The following is a 19,441-nucleotide window of genomic DNA, read 5'->3' on the forward strand; positions in this document are numbered from 1 at the left end:
TTCCAACATGCTGCGTCGTGTCACCTTGCCCTCCTTTGGTAACACCAATTTTGACGCAACTATCTCCCTTTCAGTAACTTCTATTATGAAGCAATGCGGCGACTGGCACTGGTTTGTGGAACCCATTATAATAAACAGCAATTTTTAGTAACTCCATTCATAGAATAACTATCGGATAACCGCCCGGTGTTACCAGAAGGGGATGAAAGAGACAATGACTGATTTAAGACAGAACATGGGCTTCTGCTCAGGTTGCGGCCAACCGCTGACCGGAAGGTTCTGCAAGCTGTGCGGCAAACCAGCGGAAGCGACACAAGCGGCCCCCGTACAGCCGCCGCCTGCCGCACCCTACGCCAACTCGCAGGCTGCCCCATATATGCAGTACGCGGCTCCGTCCGGGTCGGGAGGCAATAAACCTTCGGGCATGAGGACCATCCTGTTCTGGCTGGCCTGGGGGGTGCTGGCCATGCTGAGCGGCCTCATGCTGCTGGCGGGTTTTTCGCCCGTGCGCCTGGTCGGGTTCGGGGCACTGGCGCTTCTGCCGCTCCTCACCAGGAAGTCACTTTTTAAAAAGTTCCTGCCTTCCCTGCTGTCATGGGTAGGCATCTTCGTAACCTTCGGCATCGTCGTGACCATGACAGGCGGCGCCATAAACTCGCCGGCCTCTAACCGCGAATTGCTCAGCACCCAGACCCAGGGCGGGGTGAGCGTGTCCGTGCTGGAAGGAACGCTGCCGGAGGGCGCCAGTATTAGCGTCAAAGCGGACAACACCCAGCCCGTCACCTCCGAGGGTGTGACAGCGCGCGCCTATAACATCACCCTGCCTTCCGGGGTGGCTATGGATGGGGTGGCCGAGATACGCCTGCCGATTGATAAATCGCTCATCCCCTCCGGCCTGACGGCGGCCGATACGCTTGCCGCCGCATACTTCGACCCACAGACGAACGCCTGGGTGCCGGTGCTATATTACGTGGATGGAGACGAGGTGGTCATCATCACCGACCACTTTTCCCGCTACGGGGTGCTCTATTTCAAAGACGGGCGCAAGAAGCTGGCCGAAACGCTGCCCGCTTTCGACTCCATGCCCTCGTCCTTCTACAGCGTGGACGAGCTTAATAAAGTGGTGAACGATATCGCGGCGGGATCGGATAACAGCGCGATCGCCCTAGAGAAGGGTTGGAGCGAGTTCAATACCTACTACGGCCTCACCGGGGCCTCATCCTCAGTGCTGCAGGCGGCCACGGGCGCTGAATCTCTTAGCAGCCTCAACAACCTCATGAACGAGGTGGGAATGGGCTTTGCCCTGACTCAGCTTGCCTGCGATATCTACAAGGGCGACACCAATGCCGCCGTGACCAACCTCACCAAGAACAGCGCTTTCTATGCCGCCTCCAAGTGGGGCGGCAAGGCCATCGGGCTGGCTTCGGCAGGGGTGACCTTCATCGATATCGCGACCACCAAGTTCGCCGAAAAGGCGCTTGAGAAGAACCTGCAGAAATGGGAAGACGCCTACCGCCACTACTACAACACTAACCCCGGCGCGCGGCGCTCGGCGGTCGACTGGTACAAGATAGTAAAACAGCTCCACGGGGAATCCAAGAGCACTGCCGAGTTCCAGTCAAAGCTGGACGCGGCCCTCACCAGTTACTGCGACACATTCTGGAAAGACGCCGAGGGCTATGCCTATGTGGCAGAGAGCACGCCGGGTATCGTGGGGTTCGGGGCGGGAGGCGAGTATGCGCAGGGCGTGTCCGAGCTCAGCGCCCGCTACAAGGCTTTCCTCTATCACACAACCATGCAGTCGGTTATGGCCACCTACACGAAAAACCTCTGGTTAAACGAATACATGAAGGCCTCGGCGAACTTCGATAAGCTCAAGGCGGAGATGAACAAGCGCTACACCGTGACCGTCAGCCTGCAGAACGCCCAGTCGGTGAAGAATCTTGCCGGCACCACGGTGCGTTTTATGAACTCAGCAGGCACGGTGGTACATTCCCAGAGCTTCGATGCCAGCGGCAAAGTAGTGCTGAACACGACGCTTTTCGGCTTCCTCAAGACCGGGGGGCCCATGCGAATAACGGTTAACGTGCCAGCACAGGACAACACGCCTGCATTCTCCTACGAGGCCAGTTATAAGCTCGACCGCACCGCCGTGAGCCTGAGCGTGCCCTACGTGCCTCAGGCTCCGCCCACCACCACGACTACCAAACCTGTCACCACCACAACCGCCAAGCCTGCGACTGTGACGACAACGACTGCCCCGCCGATAAGTACAACCACCTCGCCTGCCACTACGACAAAGCCTCCCACGTCCACGAAAGACACATACAACTATGCCGCCGCCCTGGCAGCATGGAAGGGCTTTATTGAAGCCGATGCCAAATCGCGCGCATACACGGACGATGTCAGCAGCTCCACCTTTGAAATAGAGTGGGTCGTGGCTCCTAAGATTGTTGACGGCCAAGTGGTAGGCGCACATATTCTCTGGCAAACAAAGGTATACTTCGCAGGAGAGAACAAGGGCAGAACCGTCCGCTGGGAGGCGTATACTTTTTTTGACGCGAAGGTTCCCGGTGTCTACATGTCAGTGGGCGAGCTCCGCGCCAAGTACCCTCAGTTTGGAGGGTAATAAACAGGAGATAACCATACAATAATGTGGCAAGAAGACTGGCGACGAGAATTCCCTCGCCAGTCTTCTTTTTTCGTAAATCCCTTAGCCAATAATGCCCCCCTCCCCATTAGTGCAACATTTTCACCTCTGAGTTCATCTGTGTCAGCACTGTGAAGCTATTTTGTTACGAATATTTGAGGATTAGCGGTTAATTTTTTATGATTTCTTAATGTCTTGAACCTAAAATGAAGGCATAACGGAGGTAATAAACATGAAACTTTTTCGTAAAGCCCTCGGACCCTTTCTTGCCCTTATCCTGATATTCGCCCTCTTTACCGGCTGCGCAGGCAAGCCGGGCGCGAGCGTCACCGGAGCCAGCATCAACAGCTCCGGGCACCTTATCCTCACACTGTCGAGCGGAAACACGGTGGATGCCGGCTACGTGGTAGGGCCTACCGGCGCTACCGGTCTGATGGGTCCTGCTGGTCCCGCCGGACCTGCCGGGGCTACCGGGCCTGCGGGGGCCACAGGAGCAACAGGCGCTACCGGAGCCACAGGCGCCACCGGACCTGCCGGACCTGCCGGTGCAAGCGGCGCGCTCACTTCGCAAAGTAGCCTTGTCAACAAGATTCTCCCCAGCATGGTCTATATAGAAGTCAACATCCCCCGCTTCGGCGGAGGTAGCGGAACAGGCGTGATAATCAGCAGCAGCCGCGGCTACATTCTGACCTGTTTTCACGTAGTGACTTTAGAAAGGACCACATTCAGCCCCGGCACAACTATTAGCGTTACGTTAAGCACCGGCACCACCATCCCGGCCACGTTTGTCACCGGCTCGTATGGACGCGACTGGGCGGTAATACAACTTAGTACCGTTCCTTCCGGCTTGCAGGCCGCCACCCTGGGCTCATCTTCGGCTGCCTCTGTGGGCGATTACGTCGTCTCGGCTGGCTTCGCCCTCGGCTATACTCCCAGCCCCTCATTCACCTTCGGCATGATTTCCGCCTTCAGGCGGCTGGACGACGGGTTTAATTACGTCCAGACGGATGCCGCCATGAATGGCGGCGACAGCGGCGGCCCACTGCTCAACATGGCGGGGCAGGTCATCGGCATCAACGATGCTGCGGACGTTTGGGACAATAGCGGTGACCCCGTAATGAACATGGCTTACTGCCTATGAGCGAACTCCTTCCAGCCATACAGACCTACGTAGGGTAACAGTTTACTCTGAAGAGGGGTAATAGAGGGGGGGCATTCATCATGCCCCCCTTTTATTTTTCGTGAACCGGAATGAGTTTACCTTTGCGCGCGTGGAATAGAGCACCAGCACGAAGCGCTCTCTTTTCTCTTCACACCAGTCCGTCCAGCGATTCCCTGACCTCTTTTGCAAAATCTTTCAGAGCCGCGAGGGACGCATCCGCTTCCATAAGCTGTATTATCTTGCTGCCGATGATGACTCCATCGGCCATCTTTGCCGCCTCGCGAGCCTGCTCGGGGCTGGAGATGCCGAAACCCACGCATAAGGGCTTGGCGGTGATTGTTCTGAGTCTGGCGATAGAAGCCTCCAGGTTCTGAGGAAGACTTGTCCTTGCTCCCGTAACGCCCGTTACCGAAACCAGATAGATGAAACCATGCGACCTCTGAGCTATCAGTCTGGTGCGCTCCTCCGTAGCCGTCGGCGGCAGCAGGTAGATGAGGTCAATCCCGTTTTGTCGCGCCAGTTTGTCCAGCTTTCCGCCTTCGTCGGGCGGCAGGTCGGGAATAATCAGACCGCTTACCGAGGACTGCGCACAAGCTCGACAGAACTCAGCCAGTCCATAGCTCAGCAGCGGGTTGAGATAGGTCATGAACACGAGCGGGATGTCAGCCTTTTTACTTAGTTTCGCTGCTACATCGAGACACATTTGCGGGGTGACTCTATTAAGCAGGGCGTGGTGGCTGGCGTTCTGTATGGTGGCCCCGTCAGCCAGGGGATCGGAAAATGGAATGCCCAGCTCCACGATATCGCAGCCGCATTCAGCCAGCAGAGGTACCACTTTCATGGTGGTTTCTATACTGGGATAGCCCACAGTTATATAGGCTATCAGTGCCTTTCGTCCTTTATGGGCGAAAACATCGGCAATGCGTTTCAATTTCCCACCTCCAGCGCTTTTGCCACAATGTCCAGGTCTTTATCGCCACGGCCAGAGAGATTAACCAGCACGGTTTGTTCTTTCTTCAGAGCGCCGGCCAGCTTGACAGCGTGCGCTATAGCATGGGATGATTCCAGCGCCGGAATGATGCCCTCGCTGCGGCACAGGAGCTGAAAAGCCCCAAGGGCTTCGCCGTCGCTCACAGCCACATAGCTCGCCCTTCCGATGTCCTTGAGATAGGCATGCTCGGGCCCGACGCCGGGATAGTCCAGTCCGGCAGAGATGCTGTGCGTCTCGCTTATCTGTCCCGAGCTGTCCTGCAAAACATAGGATCTGGCTCCGTGCAGTACACCAGGTCGCCCCGCCAGCAACGAGGCAGCGTGTTTTTCCGTATCGAGTCCTTTGCCTGCCGCCTCAACTCCGATGAGCTTAACGTCTTTGTCATCAATAAAAGCATCGAAAATGCCCATAGCGTTGCTGCCGCCGCCCACGCAGGCGACGACATAGTCGGGCAGGCGTCCGCATTTTTCGAGCGCCTGTTTACGCGCTTCTTTTCCAATGACAGACTGAAAATCGCGCACCATCATGGGATAGGGATGCGGCCCTACCACCGAGCCGATGATATAGTAGGTGTCGCCGACGTTGGTCACCCAGTCGCGGATGGCCTCGTTGATGGCGTCCTTCAGTGTTTTGCTGCCGCTGGATACAGCCCTGACCTCGGCTCCCATGAGCTTCATGCGTGTAACATTTGGGGCCTGCCGCCTGATGTCTTCCTCTCCCATATAGACGATACATCCCAGCCCCAGCTTGGCGCAGACCGCTGCCGTAGCCACTCCGTGCTGCCCCGCGCCTGTCTCGGCGATGATGCGGCGCTTGCCCATCTTTTTGGCCAGCAGACCCTGTCCCAGGGCGTTGTTAATCTTATGCGCGCCGGTGTGCGCCAGGTCTTCGCGCTTGAGGAAAATGCGGGCGCCGCCGCAATTAGCGCTCAGCCTCTCGGCCAGATAGAGCGGCGTAGGCCTGCCGGAAAAATCCCTGGAGAGAGAACCAAACTCATCCCAGAAAGCGTTGTCGGCTTTAGCCTCATGATAAGCTTGAACCAGTTCATCCAACGCCGGTACCAGCGTCTCGGGCACAAAGCGTCCGCCGTATTCGCCAAAATATCCCCGTTTATCAGGTAACACGACTTTCTCCTTTTTGCTTCTTCTCGAACTCCCTCACAGATTCAATAAAAGCTCTTATCTTTAACATGTCTTTCTTTCCATCGGTTTCCACCCCGCTGGATACATCCACCCCCCAGGGAGGCGCTTCCTTGAGTAATCGCCCGACATTTGACGGGTTAAGCCCCCCGGCTATGATGACGTTGCTCCTCCTCGAGATTTCACGTGCCAGCCGCCAGTCAAAAACCCTGCCCGTTCCGCCGTAGGAGTCTTCTAATTTGGTATCCAGCAGATAAATGAGCTCACCTTCCGGCCTCACCCGGTAGCCGTCCTCGATTTCAGCCGCGAGCTTGCCAAAATCTGAATGAGATGAAACATGAATTACTTTGATTATAGGATGTGCAATCTCAGAACAGTATTCCCGGCTTTCATCACCACTCAACTGCACCCAATCGAGACAGCACATATCGGCAATGCGATTGACCTCAACCACCGGCGCATTCACAAAGACTCCTACCATCGCGGGAGGGCAGTCCAGATAGTGGACAGCCTCCACTATCTCTCGCGCCTTCTCCAGCGTTACCCGTCGTCGGCTGGGAGCGAAGACCAGCCCCAAAAAATCCGCCCCTGCCCCGGCTGCGCCGAATGCGTGCTCCACTTCCGTCAAACCGCAGATTTTGATTTTAACCAAGGAGTTCCTTCATCTTCTCGCCAATATCCGGGGCCGACACCAGCGCCTCCCCGACGAGTACAGCGCTGACCCCCCACTGCTTCATTTTTTGCATATCATCACGCCCTCGGATGCCGCTTTCGCTGACCACAAGCCTATCCGGCGGAATAAGCGGCCGCAGCCGCCCGGTCGTACGTATATCCACATTGAATGTTTGCAGGTCGCGGTTGTTGATGCCGATAATCCGCGCACCGACAGAAAGCGCCATCTCAATCTCGGTTTCGTTATGCGTCTCCACAAGGCATTCCATGCCCAGTTCATGGCTCAAATCCAGAAGCTCTTTCAATCTGTCCGGCGTCAGAATGGCCGCGATAAGCAGCAGGGCATCGGCGCCGCTGGCTCGCGACTCATATACCTGGTATGGGTCGATGATGAAATCCTTGCGCAGAAGGGGAGGTCCATTACTTCCCAGGTCATCCCTGATGTCTTTCAAATACGCCAGTCTGCCCATAAAATATTTCTCCTCGGTCAGCACGGATATGGCCGAGGCTCCGCTCGACGCATATGCCCGGGCAATTCTGACAGGATCAAAGTCACGACAGATGACGCCTCTGGACGGCGAGGCCTTCTTAACTTCAGCAATAAGTTTGATATCGCCGCCGCTCAACGTAGCAGCCAGGCTACGGGCAGGTAGTTGTAGCACTGCCAGTTTTTTTACCTCTGCCAGAGGCACCCACTCTTTCCTGCCAGCCAGCTCAGCCCGTGTGTGCGCCACTATCTGGTCGAGTATCATGCCAGACTCCGGCTATAACTGATTAACTGCTCCAGTTTGGCCAGCGCCTTGCCGCTGTCCAGAACCTGGCGCGCTAAAGCCACTCCTTCCGACATGGTGGCAACTTTGTCTCCAGCTACCAGTGCGGCTGCCGCGTTCAGCAACACCACGTCGCGCCTGGGCCCGCCCTCACCGGACAGTATGCCGCGTAATATAGCGGCATTGTCGGCGGCGCTGCCGCCTTTTATGCTTCCCGCTTCCGCCCTAGACAGGCCGCAATCTTCAGGGCAAATAGTATAGCGTCTAATTTGACCGTCCTTGAGTTCGCAGACGTGGGTCTTGCCGGTGATGGTAATCTCATCCAGCCCATCTTCCCCATGAACAACCAATGCATGCCGCAGCCCCAGGCTCTTAAGCGCCCCGGCCATTTTTTCCAGCAGAGGCTCGCGGGCCACACCCAGCACCTGCGTCTGAGCGCCTGCCGGATTGGTGAGAGGCCCGAGTATATTGAATACAGTGGGTATGCCGATTTCGCGCCGGGTGGGGCCGACATATTTCATGGCCGGATGAAATGCCTGGGCGAACATAAAGGCTATGCCGACCTCTTCCAAACAGGCAGATACCTGTTGGGGAGTCAGGTCGAGCCTGACACCCAGAGCCTCCAGCACATCAGCGGCACCACTCCTGGAGCTGGCGGCGCGGTTGCCGTGCTTGGCCACTTTAAGACCTGCCCCTGCGGCTATGAAGGCGGCGGTGGTCGAGATATTGAATGTTCCAGCCTGGTCCCCGCCCGTGCCGACGATGTCTATCGTTTCGCTATCCGACTCGACGCGCAGGGCTTTCTCCCGCATGACGCGGGCCAGCCCGGTAATCTCATCCATCGTCTCACCCTTGATGGAAAGCGCGGTAAGAAAGGCGCTGAGCTGCGATGGAGTGACCTGTCCCTCCATTATCTCCTGCATGACAACAGCGGCTTCGTCGGTGCTGAGCGAGTTCCCGCGTACTAGAGTAGCGATGGCTTCTTTAATCATTTTTCCCTCCATAAGATAAGAAATTGCTTAGTATTTCCTTGCCTCCCTGCGTCATGAACGACTCTGGATGAAACTGTATGCCCTCTACGGCGTATTGCTTGTGGCGCAGCCCCATGATAGTGCCGTCGTCCGCCCAGGCGGTTGGTTCGAGGCATTCGGGCAGCGCTTCCACCGCCAGCGAATGATAGCGGATGGCCGGAAACGGATTGGGCAGTCCGGCAAACACGCCCTGACCCGCATGCTTTATTTGAGATGTCTTGCCGTGCATTATCGTTCTGGCTTTCACGATTTTAGCGCCATAGCTGTAGCCGATGCACTGGTGGCCCAGGCAGACTCCCAGTACCGGCAGCTTGGGACCGAAACGCAGGATGACATCGTTGGAGATACCAGCCTGTGACGGTGTTGACGGCCCCGGCGAGATGACTATGCGCTCGGGTCTTAACGCTTCGATTTCATCCAGTGTTGTTTTGTCATTGCGGATTACCAGCACCTGCTGTCCGAGTTCCGCAAAATACTGGAACAGGTTATAGGTAAAGCTATCGTAGTTATCTATAAGCAACAACACATCTCTCACCTCCCATCTGACAAATCATTCCTCAGCCTGCTTCACAGCCCTGAGCAACGCCTGCGCCTTGTTAAGCGTCTCCTGGTACTCGCGTTCCGGCACGCTGTCATAGACAATGCCGCAACCGGCCTGAATGTAAGCTACGCCCTTTGTCATCACCATCGTCCTGATGGCAATTGCCATGTCCATGTTGCCGGAATACGAAAAGTAGCCAGCTGCTCCGGCATAAGGGCCGCGCTTTTCAGGCTCCAGCTCGGCGATAATCTGCATGGCGCGTATCTTGGGAGCGCCGGATACTGTCCCCGCCGGGAAACATGCCCGCAGGGCGTCGAAAGCCGTCAGGTCTTCGCTCAGTTTTCCCTGCACGTGAGTGACCAGGTGCATCACATGGGAGTAGCGCTCAACATTCATAAGGTCGCTGACTTCAATGCTGCCGGGCTGGCTTACCCGCCCGATATCGTTGCGCCCCAAATCCACCAGCATGATGTGCTCAGCGCTTTCCTTTTCGTCACTGCGCAACTCCTGTTCCAGTCGTGAGTCCTCTGCCGGCGTACTACCCCTCGGTCTGGTTCCTGCCAGCGGCCGTGTCATCACAGCCCCGTCTTCCACACGCACCAGTATCTCAGGCGAAGCCCCGATGATATGAAAGTCTTTGCAGTCGAGAAAAAACATATAAGGCGACGGGTTGATGCTGCGCAGGGCGCGGTAGATGGCGAACGGGCTGGCGTCTGTAGGCTGGGAAATGCGTTGAGACAGCACGACTTGAATGGCTTCTCCGGCAGTGATGTAGTCTTTAGCCTTGCCGACGGCAGTTTCAAATTCCTCCCGGGTGAAGTTCGAATCCGGCTGAGCGTCAGAAACATCTGGTGCGGACGTCTTGCCGCTTTGTTCTGAGGGTAGTGGCTGGTTCAGCCTCTCCACCAACTCGTCTATCCTGTTCACCGCCTGACGATAGGCAACTTCTATGTCGCCGCCCAGGTGGACATGGCTCAAGACTTTGATTTTATGTGTAACATGGTCGAATATGAGCAGCGTGTCCGTGAACATGAAAAGTGCTTCGGGCAGACCGAGAGGGTCTTTGGCGGGCGACGGCAGATTTTCGAAGCGGGTGGCCGTTTCATAGGATAGATAACCGACGGCGCCGCCGCAAAAACGCGGCAGTCCCTCCAATGAGACTAACTTGTAGCGGGAAAGCTCAGCAGCGATGAGAGATAGGGGGTCATCCCCATCTCCTGCTCTCGTGCTGAGTATCTTATATGGTTCGGTGCCGATGAGGCTGTAGCGTGCCAGCCTCTCCCCACCTTCGACGCTCTCCAGCAGGAATGAATAGCCGCCGCGGTTAATCTTGAGAAAGGCAGAGACAGGCGTCTCCAGGTCAGCGCTGATTTCGCGGTAGACCGGCAGCAGGTTGCCTGCGTCTTTTAGTTTTTTAGCCTCTTCCAATGTCGGGTGGTACATACTTTTTCTCCGCAGTAAAACAAAATCCCCTCGTCCCAGAAGGGGCGAGAGGATTTATCCTTCGCGGTACCACCCTAATTAAATCCGATATAATCGGATCTATCTCTTGTCGGGTACGGACCCGCCTAGGCGGGACGATACCCTGGACTTTGTTAACGGAGTCCGTTCCGGCAAGACCTAATCGCTTCAGCTTTCGGTCCGCAGCTTCCGAGGCCATTCAGCCCTTTGCAAAAGCACCGGCTCACACCTTACCCGGCTCTCTGAGCTTTGCTGGTGGCTTACTCGTCTCGTTCCCAGCCTTTAAATATTAAGTTGGAAAGAATTATAGACGGCCAAATAAATCGTGTCAAATCCAGATATAAAACTTAAAGAAGATAATAATTACGCGTTATGCAGGTTTAACTCTAAAATGTCGGCAATTCTGGGGAAGTCAGGCGTGAGCCGCCTGGGATTCGAACCCAGCACCACCTGATTAAAAGATTCAGACTAAGCATGGTAAGGCGTAAAATAGCCTAACAAGCTTCACCTTTCCCTGCCTCAATGAGATTATATTTTACTAACTGATCACAATGTCTGACAAGAAATGTTAGCCACTTTGTTAACAGGAATGTTAGCAAGATGGCTTTTATTTTCCCACTAGCTCAATCATATTTAAGGAATCTTGTTTTATAATAAAAGATCGAGCTTCCTTCCATAATTCATAAGCATCATTACTAGTTTCTTGGATAACATTGATTATAGGTTTAGGTAGCAAACCAGCCAAATAAACAGCACTTAAATCTAAAGTATACGTTTTGCCAAAAACTGAAGAACTGTGTTCTTTTGAAAATTTAGGGATGAATTCCTTATAGTTTGTTCCAAAAAACGCGTCAAAGACGTTATTGGTCGTTATATTCGTTGCTATTTGTAACAAAGGTTGAGCCATTACGGTCAACGCTCTACCTTCTAATTCAAAATCAACGCCCAAGTGCTTAATAATATTTAGTAACTGTGTGTCTTCGAGTTTTGAATTACCTTGTTCAAGTTCATGATCTTCTTTTCCGAACCACTGTCTACAAAGTGGCAACATGTAATATTGACAATATCTAAATCTATCTATGGATTGAAGATGCTTAAGCTGTTCTCTCCAAGCGTAAAAATGTTTCGTGTCGACGCAAGCTTTATAAAATTCGCTTGCTTTTGATTCTGGCAAATCTTTGATGAACGAAGCCGAATAATATTCTTGGACACTGTTATGTATAAATCTAAATTCGTGACCTTCTTCAAGAAGTAAGCAAGTTACTTGTTTCACATCTTTAAGATAATTTTCAGCGTCATCTTGAATATCCACGATTTTCATTGATTGAGAAATGTCGATATAAGCGTCCTTCTCTTTAAAAGAACGTAATTTTTTTGCACTCGTTATAAAACAGAAAGCATCGAATATTTGTCTGAATTGATGGTCATTTAAGGATGTTCGACGACCTCGAGTAAATCCAGGTTTAGAACTATCGTGCCTTTTTAGCAATATGTCAAATATTGATTCATAAAAATCCGACAATCTTTCAGGCAACCTTGGATAGCTTCTGTAGGAAAATATTAGCATTGTGACTAGCAACGGAGTGCACAACAGTTGTTCAATTGGAGAATCATGAGCTTTGATTGCCTTTTTTAAAAGATCACCGTATTCTGAATCGGCCAATTTGTCAATGTAACCAATATATTCTTCACCCCGTAGGTTATCCATTGCAATAACCTCAAAACTGGGTGACATTTCTATTTGTGTATCCGGCCTAGTAGTGATAATAATTTGAGCATTTTTAGTTGTATATGCTAATCTTTCAATTTCATTGATTATTCTTGGTTTTTCCACTTCGGGGATTTCATCAAAAGCATCAAAAAGAAATATAAATTTCTTCGAATCACATAGAGCTTTGAATATTTTTTCATCGATATTTAAATTTAATACCTCAAGATAATGGTTGATATGAAGGAGTAGTGTTTCACCAGGTTGGATCCTTCTTAGTTCAATAAATACTGGTATTCGTTCTCCCCGTTCTACTTCTTTCACGCATAAATGCCTTAAAAATATTGTTTTCCCTTGCCCAGCTATTCCTTTGATCACAATGTTGTTTGTTGTTTTGAATTCTAATGCATTGTCGATTGTAATTCGTTTAGTGGAGTTATTCGGTTTTGTTTTGCCCATTTCATTTCCAGTTTGACCTTCGGCAAGAAAATGGAGGGGACAATAAAACTGTTCAACATCAATTGGTTTATCTATTTGCCAAAGCGTCTTAACCATTCTTATAGAGTTAAAATTCGCTAATAATGAAGGAATTTTATTTTTTATGTATATCTTTTTTATGTTGAGCTCTGCCTGACTTTTGAAAAAGTCGTATGCTTCATCCAATACCCGCTCTAATACTTTGTTCCCCATCAAACCTAAAACAGGATCCATAACCTTCTCCTCTTGGGTCTGTGCTTGCTCAGAAGCCTCTGAGTCTCTTCTCATATTCAACCTACAATAGTATCAAACGTGTTTAGAGGATTATATCATTGGGGTCAAGTAAATGTTAGCAATTTGTTAGCAACTCGGGGAAATAAGGCGTGAGCCGCCTGGGATTCGAACCCAGCACCACCTGATTAAAAGTCAGGTGCTCTACCAAATGAGCTAGCGGCCCACCGAGCTAATAGTCTAGCAAAAGAGACTTTACCGCGCAAGCCAGTTGCCGTCCTTTCACTCCGAATTCAATTCTCCATGTCCTCTGGCGTACCAGCCGAGCGAGGAATCAGGCCGGATGCTATAATTACATCGACCATACTTCAAGATTATCCACGTTTGAGCCGTCTTGAGCCAGAAGGAATAAAATGCCGCAGACCGACTTCATACTGCTCCGCATTTCGGACACATACGACTTTCACAAACTGCCCTTCTTGCACGTGCCTCAGAACGAGCCCAGAAATTCCCATGCTGCCGGCATGCCTTTTATCGACCTTTTCGCTGTCGTAAGCCGGCTTGAAAAAGCGGGGTACAGAGAGCGAGTCATTGACCTGCCATATCGCATGGCTCGGAGCAAGCGTTTCGATGTCGAATCCTCCATTAAGAAGCTGGAGGCCCCTGTTTTCGCCATAGGGATGAACGAGACAGTGCAAGTCCGAGACGCTCTTGAAGTCGCCCGGCTCATCAAAAAATACCGCCCTGAATCCAGGACCATCTTCTATGGATGCGCTGCCATTCATTTTCACCTTGGGTTGATAAATTATCCAGATGTGGATTGCGTCATGCGCGGCAACTTCGATGGAACCTCAGCCGCGCAATTTATGCAAGCTGCCGTTGTTGGTAGATTCAGCAAAATCCCCGGCCTTGTCTGGAAAGAAAAAAGCGGCAGGGTACGCCAGAATGAGTTGTCTGCTGATTTCGCCTCGCCCAATCTCAATGTTACGGAGTACTATACGAGCGTCGCAGGCCAAATATTGCGCTACCGCGCTTTCGACAGTGCCGCACTCTTGAAGCGATGGCTGCATCACCCTGAGATTAGCATCTTCAAGACAGGCTGTGCAGCCTCCCCTTTATTTGTGAGCCAGGAAACATCTGGTGAACTCCCTGCTTTTCGCGCGCCGGAAGATGTTTACCGCGACATCGCGGAATTATGCCGCTTCAGCCCCGCACCTGTCTCCATAAAAGGCGATATACGTATGCCTGGTGAAAATTACGGGGAACGCCTGCTGAGCCTGTTGCAGCATAGACCCGTTGCCAATCAGCTTGTTTTAGAGCTCGGCGACGCGGCACCCGCCTTTTTTATCCAGGAGATAGCCCGCGCATCGCCGGGATTCCGGCTGAACATAGCGCCCGGCTCTCACGACGAGAGTGTGAGAAAAATGCTGGGGCACACATACTCCAACCGGGACCTCGAATCTACCATAGAGTCCGCTCTCAGGGCCAAAGTTCAGAGTGTGGAAATCCTGTTCCTGATCGGGTTGCCCGGTCAGACTGCTGAATCTGTTATTGAAACTACAATCTATTGTGAATACCTGCTCAGGCGTTTCGACGGCGACAGGCGGCTGTCTCTTTCCATCGCTCCGTGCTCTTTGCCTTGTAGTTCTCCGCTTCTCGAAAGCCCTGAGAGTTACGGCTTCAAGCCACGTTTTCGCACATTTGAGCAGCGCCTCGATGCCCTCGCCTTGCCGGGTTGGAAGGACAGGTTGGAATACCAGACGGCAGAGATGTCTACAGAGCAGATTGCGGCAGCAACTTATGGTTCGCTTATATTCCTGGTTCGCCTCAAAGCCAAATACGGCCAGCTCCCATACAGGAAATCCGAAGAGATAGTGGCAAACTACGCACGAGGCATTGAGATGAGCTATCGGTTAGACGAAATCATAAAAAACGGACGCACAGATGAACTGGCTTCCCTCAAACCTGAAATTGACCGTATTAATGATTACGCCGCAGGTTCTCACCAGAATCTCAGCCTTCCGTTAATGATGATGCGTCCACAAAATCTGCTGGCTCTGGGGAAAGCCATGGCTGAGAGTAACCCATGGCGGCGCTGAAGTTAGCTTAAGAATAGATTTGAGTTACCAGAGGTTATCTAAAGAGCTTCCTTAAACATGGAATCCAGCATGTAATAGATGGCTTCCCGGCGGCTGCGCACACTGATTTTGGAATAGATGCTGTTGATGTGATTCTTCACCGTCTTTTCTTCGATATCAAGCGACGCCGCTATCTCGCGGTTGTCTTTGCCTGCGGCAATAAGCCTCAGTATCTCGTCCTCGCGCTGGGTTAAAACGCCCCGTTCACTTTCAAACCTATGGATTCTCGCTTCTTCCGGGATGGAAGGAATATTAACGAGCTGCCCTGAGGCCACCGCCCTAATGGCGTCAGTCAATGACTCCGGCGCGAAATGCCCGTAAACCAGGTACCCCCTAGCGCCGGCGAGCATGGCATTCATATGCACCGCTGGATCATCAATCACTGTCGCCATGAGTATACGGGCGTCAGGTTTCTCGCGAAGAAGCATTGAAGTCGCTTCGATGCCATCGATATCTGACATGCGGATATCCATCAAGACGACATCAGCCGGGCACTCGTGCAGCCGTTTTAGCGCCTCCGAGCCGCTCGATGCTTCTCCCACGACGGCGATACCGTCTTCCGCCTCCAGAACGCTGCGCAGGCCGCGCCTGGCGACGAAGTTGTCATCCACGATGAATACCTTTATGCTGCTCATTGTCCGCCCGCCGGTTTCTTCTGTGCTTTATCCAGCGGGATGACGACCGAGATTACGGTTCCCCTGCCGTCGCTGTTTATCAGAAAAGACCCTCCCGCCAGTTCAACGCGTTCTTTCATCGAAACCAGCCCCAGCCGGCCCATCCGTACAAAAGAATAAAGATCTTCCGTCGTGCAGGTAAAACCGTGTCCGTTATCACAGATTTCCAGTTTTAGTAACTCGTCTGTCGATACGAGCGAAACTTTCACTCGCGAGGCACCTGAATGTCTTTGAATATTGGCCAGCGCCTCCTCTACCATCCGGCGCAGGTCATGTGCCCGTTTTAAAGGTAATTCCGGTACCTCTCCCGAGAATACAAGCTCGGCTGCGATACCCGATTTCTTTCGCCAGCTTCCGACAATCCCCTCAATCTGTGGTTTTATTCCCTCGTGGACGTTTCCATTTTCATCGCGCAACTCGAAAACTACTCCCCTGATTTCCTGGCTCATGCTGTTGCACACTTCTTCTATGTAACGCGCCCGTTCCTCGACCGGGTGCGTGTCTTTGCGCTCGGAAACCCTGCTCAGCGCATGCGCCTCGAGCGCCAGTCCCTGCAGGCTTTTAAGGACTGTGTCGTGCAGTTCGTTGGAAATGCGACGGCGTTCCAGCAGCAGCGTCTTTTCGGTGGACAGCGCTTCGGCATAGGCCCGCTGTTTACGCGACTCCCTGACCACCATGCCCACCATTATAGAGATTAGAGTTATCAGACCTACCCAGAAAACATAGGCCGCCAGGTCAAAACTCATATCCAGAAAGCTCACTCTGTATATCCACGCCGCGGACAGACCCAGGATAAAAAACGCGCCGGTCAACAGGCTTCCAATGAGGCTGAAGCGCACTGCTCCCTCAATGACGACAAGCGCGAAGATAGCGTAAATTATAGCCGAGGGTTCCCTGATGAACAGTAGCATCAACCCCCACGATGCCAGCCCGTCTACAGCGAAAATACTCCGGCCGAGTACTGTCTGTCCATTCATCGTATCCAGCCGGCGCGAAAAATACCATGCCATGATATTGGCCGCTCCTAACCCCAGCGAAAGCGCTATTATCGCTGCAACGGGCAAGTTTCTATAGACGGCAGCCATAAGCAAAATCGCCACCACATACAGCCAGCGATGATAAATATATATCCTCTCAAGTCTTCGTGCTTCGCGGAGTCTCAGACTGTTTCGATTCTCTTCCCGGGATGCGTTCAAAGTTGCATTACCTCGGGTTTCATTTTACTACTTTACACATAACTGCGCAGAGTCTTAAATTGCCGGATAAATAAACACCACTAATTTATTCCGGGAGCGGCATTAGGAAAATGTAATAATTCTTTAATTATTAAGCCCACAATTTTATGATTTTTTCACATTTGAAAGTATATGCTTGAACAATCCATTCAAAGCTGCGGTGCATAGGGAGGTCAAAATATAATGGAACGGGTATTTACGGGAATAGAGTCTGCACCATCGCTTGATGAAACCGTCAAGATAATGGATGAGATGGATCGCCTCTTAATTGAAATGAAGGAGATGATGGCCGTAATCAAGGGAATACTGGGCGAAGAGATCGAACATCAGGCGCATGGCTCTTTTAGCGAGGATGGAATTATTTTCCGTCCTCACGGAAACGTTATACACAGTTCATAAATCCCTTCCCGTCGAGTTACAGTCGGTTATTATCATGAATAAGGTGGAAAACAATGGCTAACTGGAAATTGAAATGCTGCCCCAGGTGCGGTGGGGATGTCTTCATGGACACGGAAGAAAGCGATTGTTTCGCTCATTGTCTCCAGTGCGGTTTCACAGGTATTAAAAAACCGCTGGATGCGGATAAATTGACGTTGCCTGTCGGCCGCCCTTTGCGCACGTCCCGGCATAACCGTGAATTGAAACACGCCAGGTCGCGCTAAATGTTCATCCAGTTGGGCTTTTTGTAATGTATTTTAGGATACCGCGATTAAATCTATCGGGTGATTTGCAGGTTCTTTGGAGCGGGTGACGGGATTCGAACCCGCGACGTCATGCTTGGGAAGCATGCACTCTACCGCTGAGTTACACCCGCTCGTTGCCTGTGCGTAAATTCTACGATACACATGCTAGAAAAGCAAGTTGACAGGCACTTACTGGAAGTATCGCTTGGGGGCATTTAACCTTAAGCCTGACTCAGTGTTAGTTGCAAAGTCGCAACTCAGACGATGCCGCTAACGCACACAAGAAATTCAGCCCAATATCCGAGGAACTTGCCTAAAAAGTAAGTGCGCTATTTTTCTTTGTTCTTGTGTTCACTTAACGGCATGTGTTCTTCGTGCAACAATTCACCAGTCTTTGCATCTTTAACAATCTGGTCATATGTATCTTTTTCTTTATCTATTGTTCTAGACTGATACACCCCTTCGGTCAACTTAGGGTCGCCACTTGGGAACCATCCATCTATTGATTCGGAATAAACCCCACCTTCGCCAGTTTTCTTCTTTTGTAATTTAATAGTTTCTCTACCTATTAATCCATCAAAAGCACTGAGTTCATGTATCTTACTAGTTGAACCACACTTCGGACACACCTTGTCCTTTTCTGTCAACTCTGTCTGACATTCACGGCATTTTGCCCAAGTTTCTTGGTTGTCCATCTTTCTTGCCTTATGTCTATTATATGCCTAGTGGTGGCAAATTCCTAAATTTCTGAGCGTCCTGCCAGTGTGTCGCTTAATGTTCAGCTTGTTTCTTAGCTTCTTCCCTAATTTGTTTCCTGTGATATTTGTATTGCTCAGTCCTTTTTAACCATTTTATATCAAGCTGGAATATATCCGTAGTCCATTGACCAGTCCAAGCTGCTAGTAGGATATCGCCTATTTTGATTTTGTCCAGAATAATCATCTTGCCCGAATGCGTATGGTCTGTGCAAATTTCATTCCCACTTACAAAGATAAATGTCACTCGTCTGTCATCCCAAGGGACTGTGGCAGTTTCACCTTGTCTAATATTAACCAAATTCAGATTAGCTGGTTTCATGTTTTACCTCGTAAAATTAATTATATGACTTCCTTATTGCTACAAATTCCCACAATTTTTGAACCACAGATGCCCTGCCTATATATTCTTCATTGTGTAAGACTCTTGAAAATACGCCCGTAAAATGCTGAGTTATTATCGGGATGCTTCTTAAGATAAATTCGATAACCATGTTTGTGATAGAAATATTTCAGTTTCCCAAAGTGGTCAGCATCTTCAACACTCAGCTCACCAGTCATTTTTATTGCCCCTATTTTCCGCGAAATAGCCTCCATCAAATTCAACAAAGCTGAACCAATTCCTCGATTTTCTAGTTCTGGGTATTCTATTACCAAATCTTCTATTTTGGCTGTTTTCCCAGTTTTCATTATTGAGAGATACCCACGCGTAAACGCGTACTCTATTTTTGGGTTTAATATAAACAAGTTGACCAGAATGATTTGAGAATTGTCATCCGATTGAATGTCAACTTCCACTTTCCAAGATTTGCCAAGCCTATCTGTAATCCAAACACTTTCCATCAAAAATATTATACATGGTTATGTAATCTATTCCAATATATATTGCCACTTACTATCACAATGAATAGAATCGCAATGAAATGGTTAATGCAGAAGAATATAAATGAATTAAGAAATACAAAATGTCCCAAACAACATATTTACAGTGATATTGTTCGCAAATACAAGGTGAATGTGGGTGCGTATTGCGTCAAATATAACTGTTACCGAAGACCTCCTAGTTGCCTCATAATTCCTGTTACCGACCAGAGCGCTCTGCTAATTGCCAGAGTTTCTCTAT

17 protein-coding genes and 2 tRNA genes are annotated in these 19,441 nt (G+C 51.0%); 4 read left to right on the forward strand and 15 right to left on the reverse strand.

All coding sequences use genetic code 11. The features are described from left to right. Positions 1 to 235 precede the first annotated feature (235 nt). Positions 236 to 2,629, forward strand: coding sequence for a hypothetical protein (locus C4542_05265; GenBank protein ID RJO61884.1), 2,394 nt, complete (start codon positions 236 to 238; stop codon positions 2,627 to 2,629). A 253-nt stretch (positions 2,630 to 2,882) separates the two neighbouring features. Further along, positions 2,883 to 3,791, forward strand: a complete 909-nt coding sequence (locus C4542_05270; protein ID RJO61885.1) for a hypothetical protein — start codon at positions 2,883 to 2,885, stop codon at positions 3,789 to 3,791. Between the two features lie 169 nt (positions 3,792 to 3,960). Here C4542_05270 and C4542_05275 read toward each other — a convergent pair whose 3' ends face one another. The 9 genes from C4542_05275 to C4542_05315 form a co-directional block, all read right to left on the reverse strand. After that, positions 3,961 to 4,743 (reverse strand): tryptophan synthase subunit alpha, encoded by a 783-nt coding sequence (locus tag C4542_05275; protein RJO61886.1) that lies wholly within the window; start codon positions 4,741 to 4,743, stop codon positions 3,961 to 3,963. Beyond that, positions 4,740 to 5,927 carry a tryptophan synthase subunit beta gene (gene trpB / locus C4542_05280; GenBank protein ID RJO61887.1) on the reverse strand — a complete coding sequence of 396 codons (1,188 nt, stop codon included), beginning with the start codon at positions 5,925 to 5,927 and terminating at the stop codon, positions 4,740 to 4,742. The genes C4542_05275 and trpB overlap by 4 nt, the downstream gene beginning before the upstream one ends. Continuing rightward, the gene (locus C4542_05285) at positions 5,917 to 6,594 is read right to left on the reverse strand and encodes a phosphoribosylanthranilate isomerase (protein ID RJO61888.1); all 678 of its coding nucleotides are present in this window, start codon (positions 6,592 to 6,594) and stop codon (positions 5,917 to 5,919) included. Before C4542_05285 ends, trpB begins: the two co-directional genes overlap by 11 nt. Continuing rightward, a complete protein-coding gene (gene trpC / locus C4542_05290) occupies positions 6,587 to 7,366 on the reverse strand; it encodes an indole-3-glycerol phosphate synthase TrpC (GenBank protein RJO61889.1) in 780 nt (259 codons plus the stop codon). Before trpC ends, C4542_05285 begins: the two co-directional genes overlap by 8 nt. After that, positions 7,363 to 8,376 (reverse strand): anthranilate phosphoribosyltransferase, encoded by a 1,014-nt coding sequence (gene trpD / locus C4542_05295; GenBank protein ID RJO61890.1) that lies wholly within the window; start codon positions 8,374 to 8,376, stop codon positions 7,363 to 7,365. The genes trpC and trpD overlap by 4 nt, the downstream gene beginning before the upstream one ends. Continuing rightward, on the reverse strand, positions 8,369 to 8,941 hold the full coding sequence (locus C4542_05300) for an aminodeoxychorismate/anthranilate synthase component II (protein RJO61891.1): 573 nt from the start codon (positions 8,939 to 8,941) through the stop codon (positions 8,369 to 8,371). Before C4542_05300 ends, trpD begins: the two co-directional genes overlap by 8 nt. Before the next feature lie 24 nt (positions 8,942 to 8,965). Continuing rightward, complete coding sequence (gene trpE, locus C4542_05305) at positions 8,966 to 10,399, reverse strand: anthranilate synthase component I (GenBank protein ID RJO61892.1); 1,434 nt, start codon at positions 10,397 to 10,399, stop codon at positions 8,966 to 8,968. Positions 10,400 to 11,024: 625 nt separating this feature from the next. Then, positions 11,025 to 12,890: an NACHT domain-containing protein gene (locus tag C4542_05310; protein ID RJO61893.1), complete on the reverse strand. Its 1,866-nt coding sequence runs from the start codon at positions 12,888 to 12,890 to the stop codon at positions 11,025 to 11,027. Between the two features lie 96 nt (positions 12,891 to 12,986). Further along, positions 12,987 to 13,059 (reverse strand) — tRNA-Lys (locus tag C4542_05315). A 187-nt stretch (positions 13,060 to 13,246) separates the two neighbouring features. On the opposite strand from C4542_05315, the gene C4542_05320 reads away from it, so the two are divergent. Next, complete coding sequence (locus C4542_05320; protein RJO61894.1) at positions 13,247 to 14,932, forward strand: hypothetical protein; 1,686 nt, start codon at positions 13,247 to 13,249, stop codon at positions 14,930 to 14,932. 38 nt (positions 14,933 to 14,970) lie between these two features. Here the strand turns inward: C4542_05320 and C4542_05325 are convergent, their stop codons facing one another. Continuing rightward, positions 14,971 to 15,606: a DNA-binding response regulator gene (locus C4542_05325; GenBank protein RJO61895.1), complete on the reverse strand. Its 636-nt coding sequence runs from the start codon at positions 15,604 to 15,606 to the stop codon at positions 14,971 to 14,973. Beyond that, positions 15,603 to 16,748 (reverse strand): sensor histidine kinase, encoded by a 1,146-nt coding sequence (locus C4542_05330; protein RJO61896.1) that lies wholly within the window; start codon positions 16,746 to 16,748, stop codon positions 15,603 to 15,605. The genes C4542_05325 and C4542_05330 overlap by 4 nt, the downstream gene beginning before the upstream one ends. A 315-nt stretch (positions 16,749 to 17,063) precedes the next feature. Here C4542_05330 and C4542_05335 point away from each other — a divergent pair, with 315 nt between their 5' ends. After that, positions 17,064 to 17,279: a hypothetical protein gene (locus C4542_05335; GenBank protein RJO61897.1), complete on the forward strand. Its 216-nt coding sequence runs from the start codon at positions 17,064 to 17,066 to the stop codon at positions 17,277 to 17,279. A 340-nt stretch (positions 17,280 to 17,619) separates the two neighbouring features. Here the strand turns inward: C4542_05335 and C4542_05340 are convergent. From C4542_05340 to C4542_05355, 4 genes are all read right to left on the reverse strand, one after another. Continuing rightward, a tRNA-Gly gene (locus C4542_05340) sits at positions 17,620 to 17,694 on the reverse strand. A 198-nt stretch (positions 17,695 to 17,892) separates the two neighbouring features. Further along, positions 17,893 to 18,258: a zinc ribbon domain-containing protein gene (locus tag C4542_05345; protein RJO61898.1), complete on the reverse strand. Its 366-nt coding sequence runs from the start codon at positions 18,256 to 18,258 to the stop codon at positions 17,893 to 17,895. Positions 18,259 to 18,334: 76 nt separating this feature from the next. Next, on the reverse strand, positions 18,335 to 18,640 hold the full coding sequence (locus C4542_05350; GenBank protein RJO61899.1) for a hypothetical protein: 306 nt from the start codon (positions 18,638 to 18,640) through the stop codon (positions 18,335 to 18,337). 89 nt (positions 18,641 to 18,729) lie between these two features. Then, the gene (locus C4542_05355; protein RJO61900.1) at positions 18,730 to 19,161 is read right to left on the reverse strand and encodes a GNAT family N-acetyltransferase; all 432 of its coding nucleotides are present in this window, start codon (positions 19,159 to 19,161) and stop codon (positions 18,730 to 18,732) included. Positions 19,162 to 19,441 lie beyond the last annotated feature (280 nt).

This window comes from Dehalococcoidia bacterium, from assembly GCA_003597995.1.
Lineage (GTDB): Bacteria > Chloroflexota > Dehalococcoidia > Dehalococcoidales > UBA1222 > SURF-27.

Coding starts and splice junctions, on each gene's coding strand:
- C4542_05355 (RJO61900.1), bottom strand. CDS start 19,161: ATGGAAAGTGTTTGGATTACAGATAGGCTTGGCAAATCTTGGAAAGTG.
- trpC (RJO61889.1), bottom strand. CDS start 7,366: ATGATACTCGACCAGATAGTGGCGCACACACGGGCTGAGCTGGCTGGC.
- C4542_05270 (RJO61885.1), top strand. CDS start 2,883: ATGAAACTTTTTCGTAAAGCCCTCGGACCCTTTCTTGCCCTTATCCTG.
- trpD (RJO61890.1), bottom strand. CDS start 8,376: ATGATTAAAGAAGCCATCGCTACTCTAGTACGCGGGAACTCGCTCAGC.
- C4542_05350 (RJO61899.1), bottom strand. CDS start 18,640: ATGAAACCAGCTAATCTGAATTTGGTTAATATTAGACAAGGTGAAACT.
- C4542_05265 (RJO61884.1), top strand. CDS start 236: ATGGGCTTCTGCTCAGGTTGCGGCCAACCGCTGACCGGAAGGTTCTGC.
- C4542_05320 (RJO61894.1), top strand. CDS start 13,247: ATGCCGCAGACCGACTTCATACTGCTCCGCATTTCGGACACATACGAC.
- C4542_05335 (RJO61897.1), top strand. CDS start 17,064: ATGGAACGGGTATTTACGGGAATAGAGTCTGCACCATCGCTTGATGAA.
- C4542_05345 (RJO61898.1), bottom strand. CDS start 18,258: ATGGACAACCAAGAAACTTGGGCAAAATGCCGTGAATGTCAGACAGAG.
- trpE (RJO61892.1), bottom strand. CDS start 10,399: ATGTACCACCCGACATTGGAAGAGGCTAAAAAACTAAAAGACGCAGGC.
- C4542_05310 (RJO61893.1), bottom strand. CDS start 12,890: ATGAGAAGAGACTCAGAGGCTTCTGAGCAAGCACAGACCCAAGAGGAG.
- C4542_05325 (RJO61895.1), bottom strand. CDS start 15,606: ATGAGCAGCATAAAGGTATTCATCGTGGATGACAACTTCGTCGCCAGG.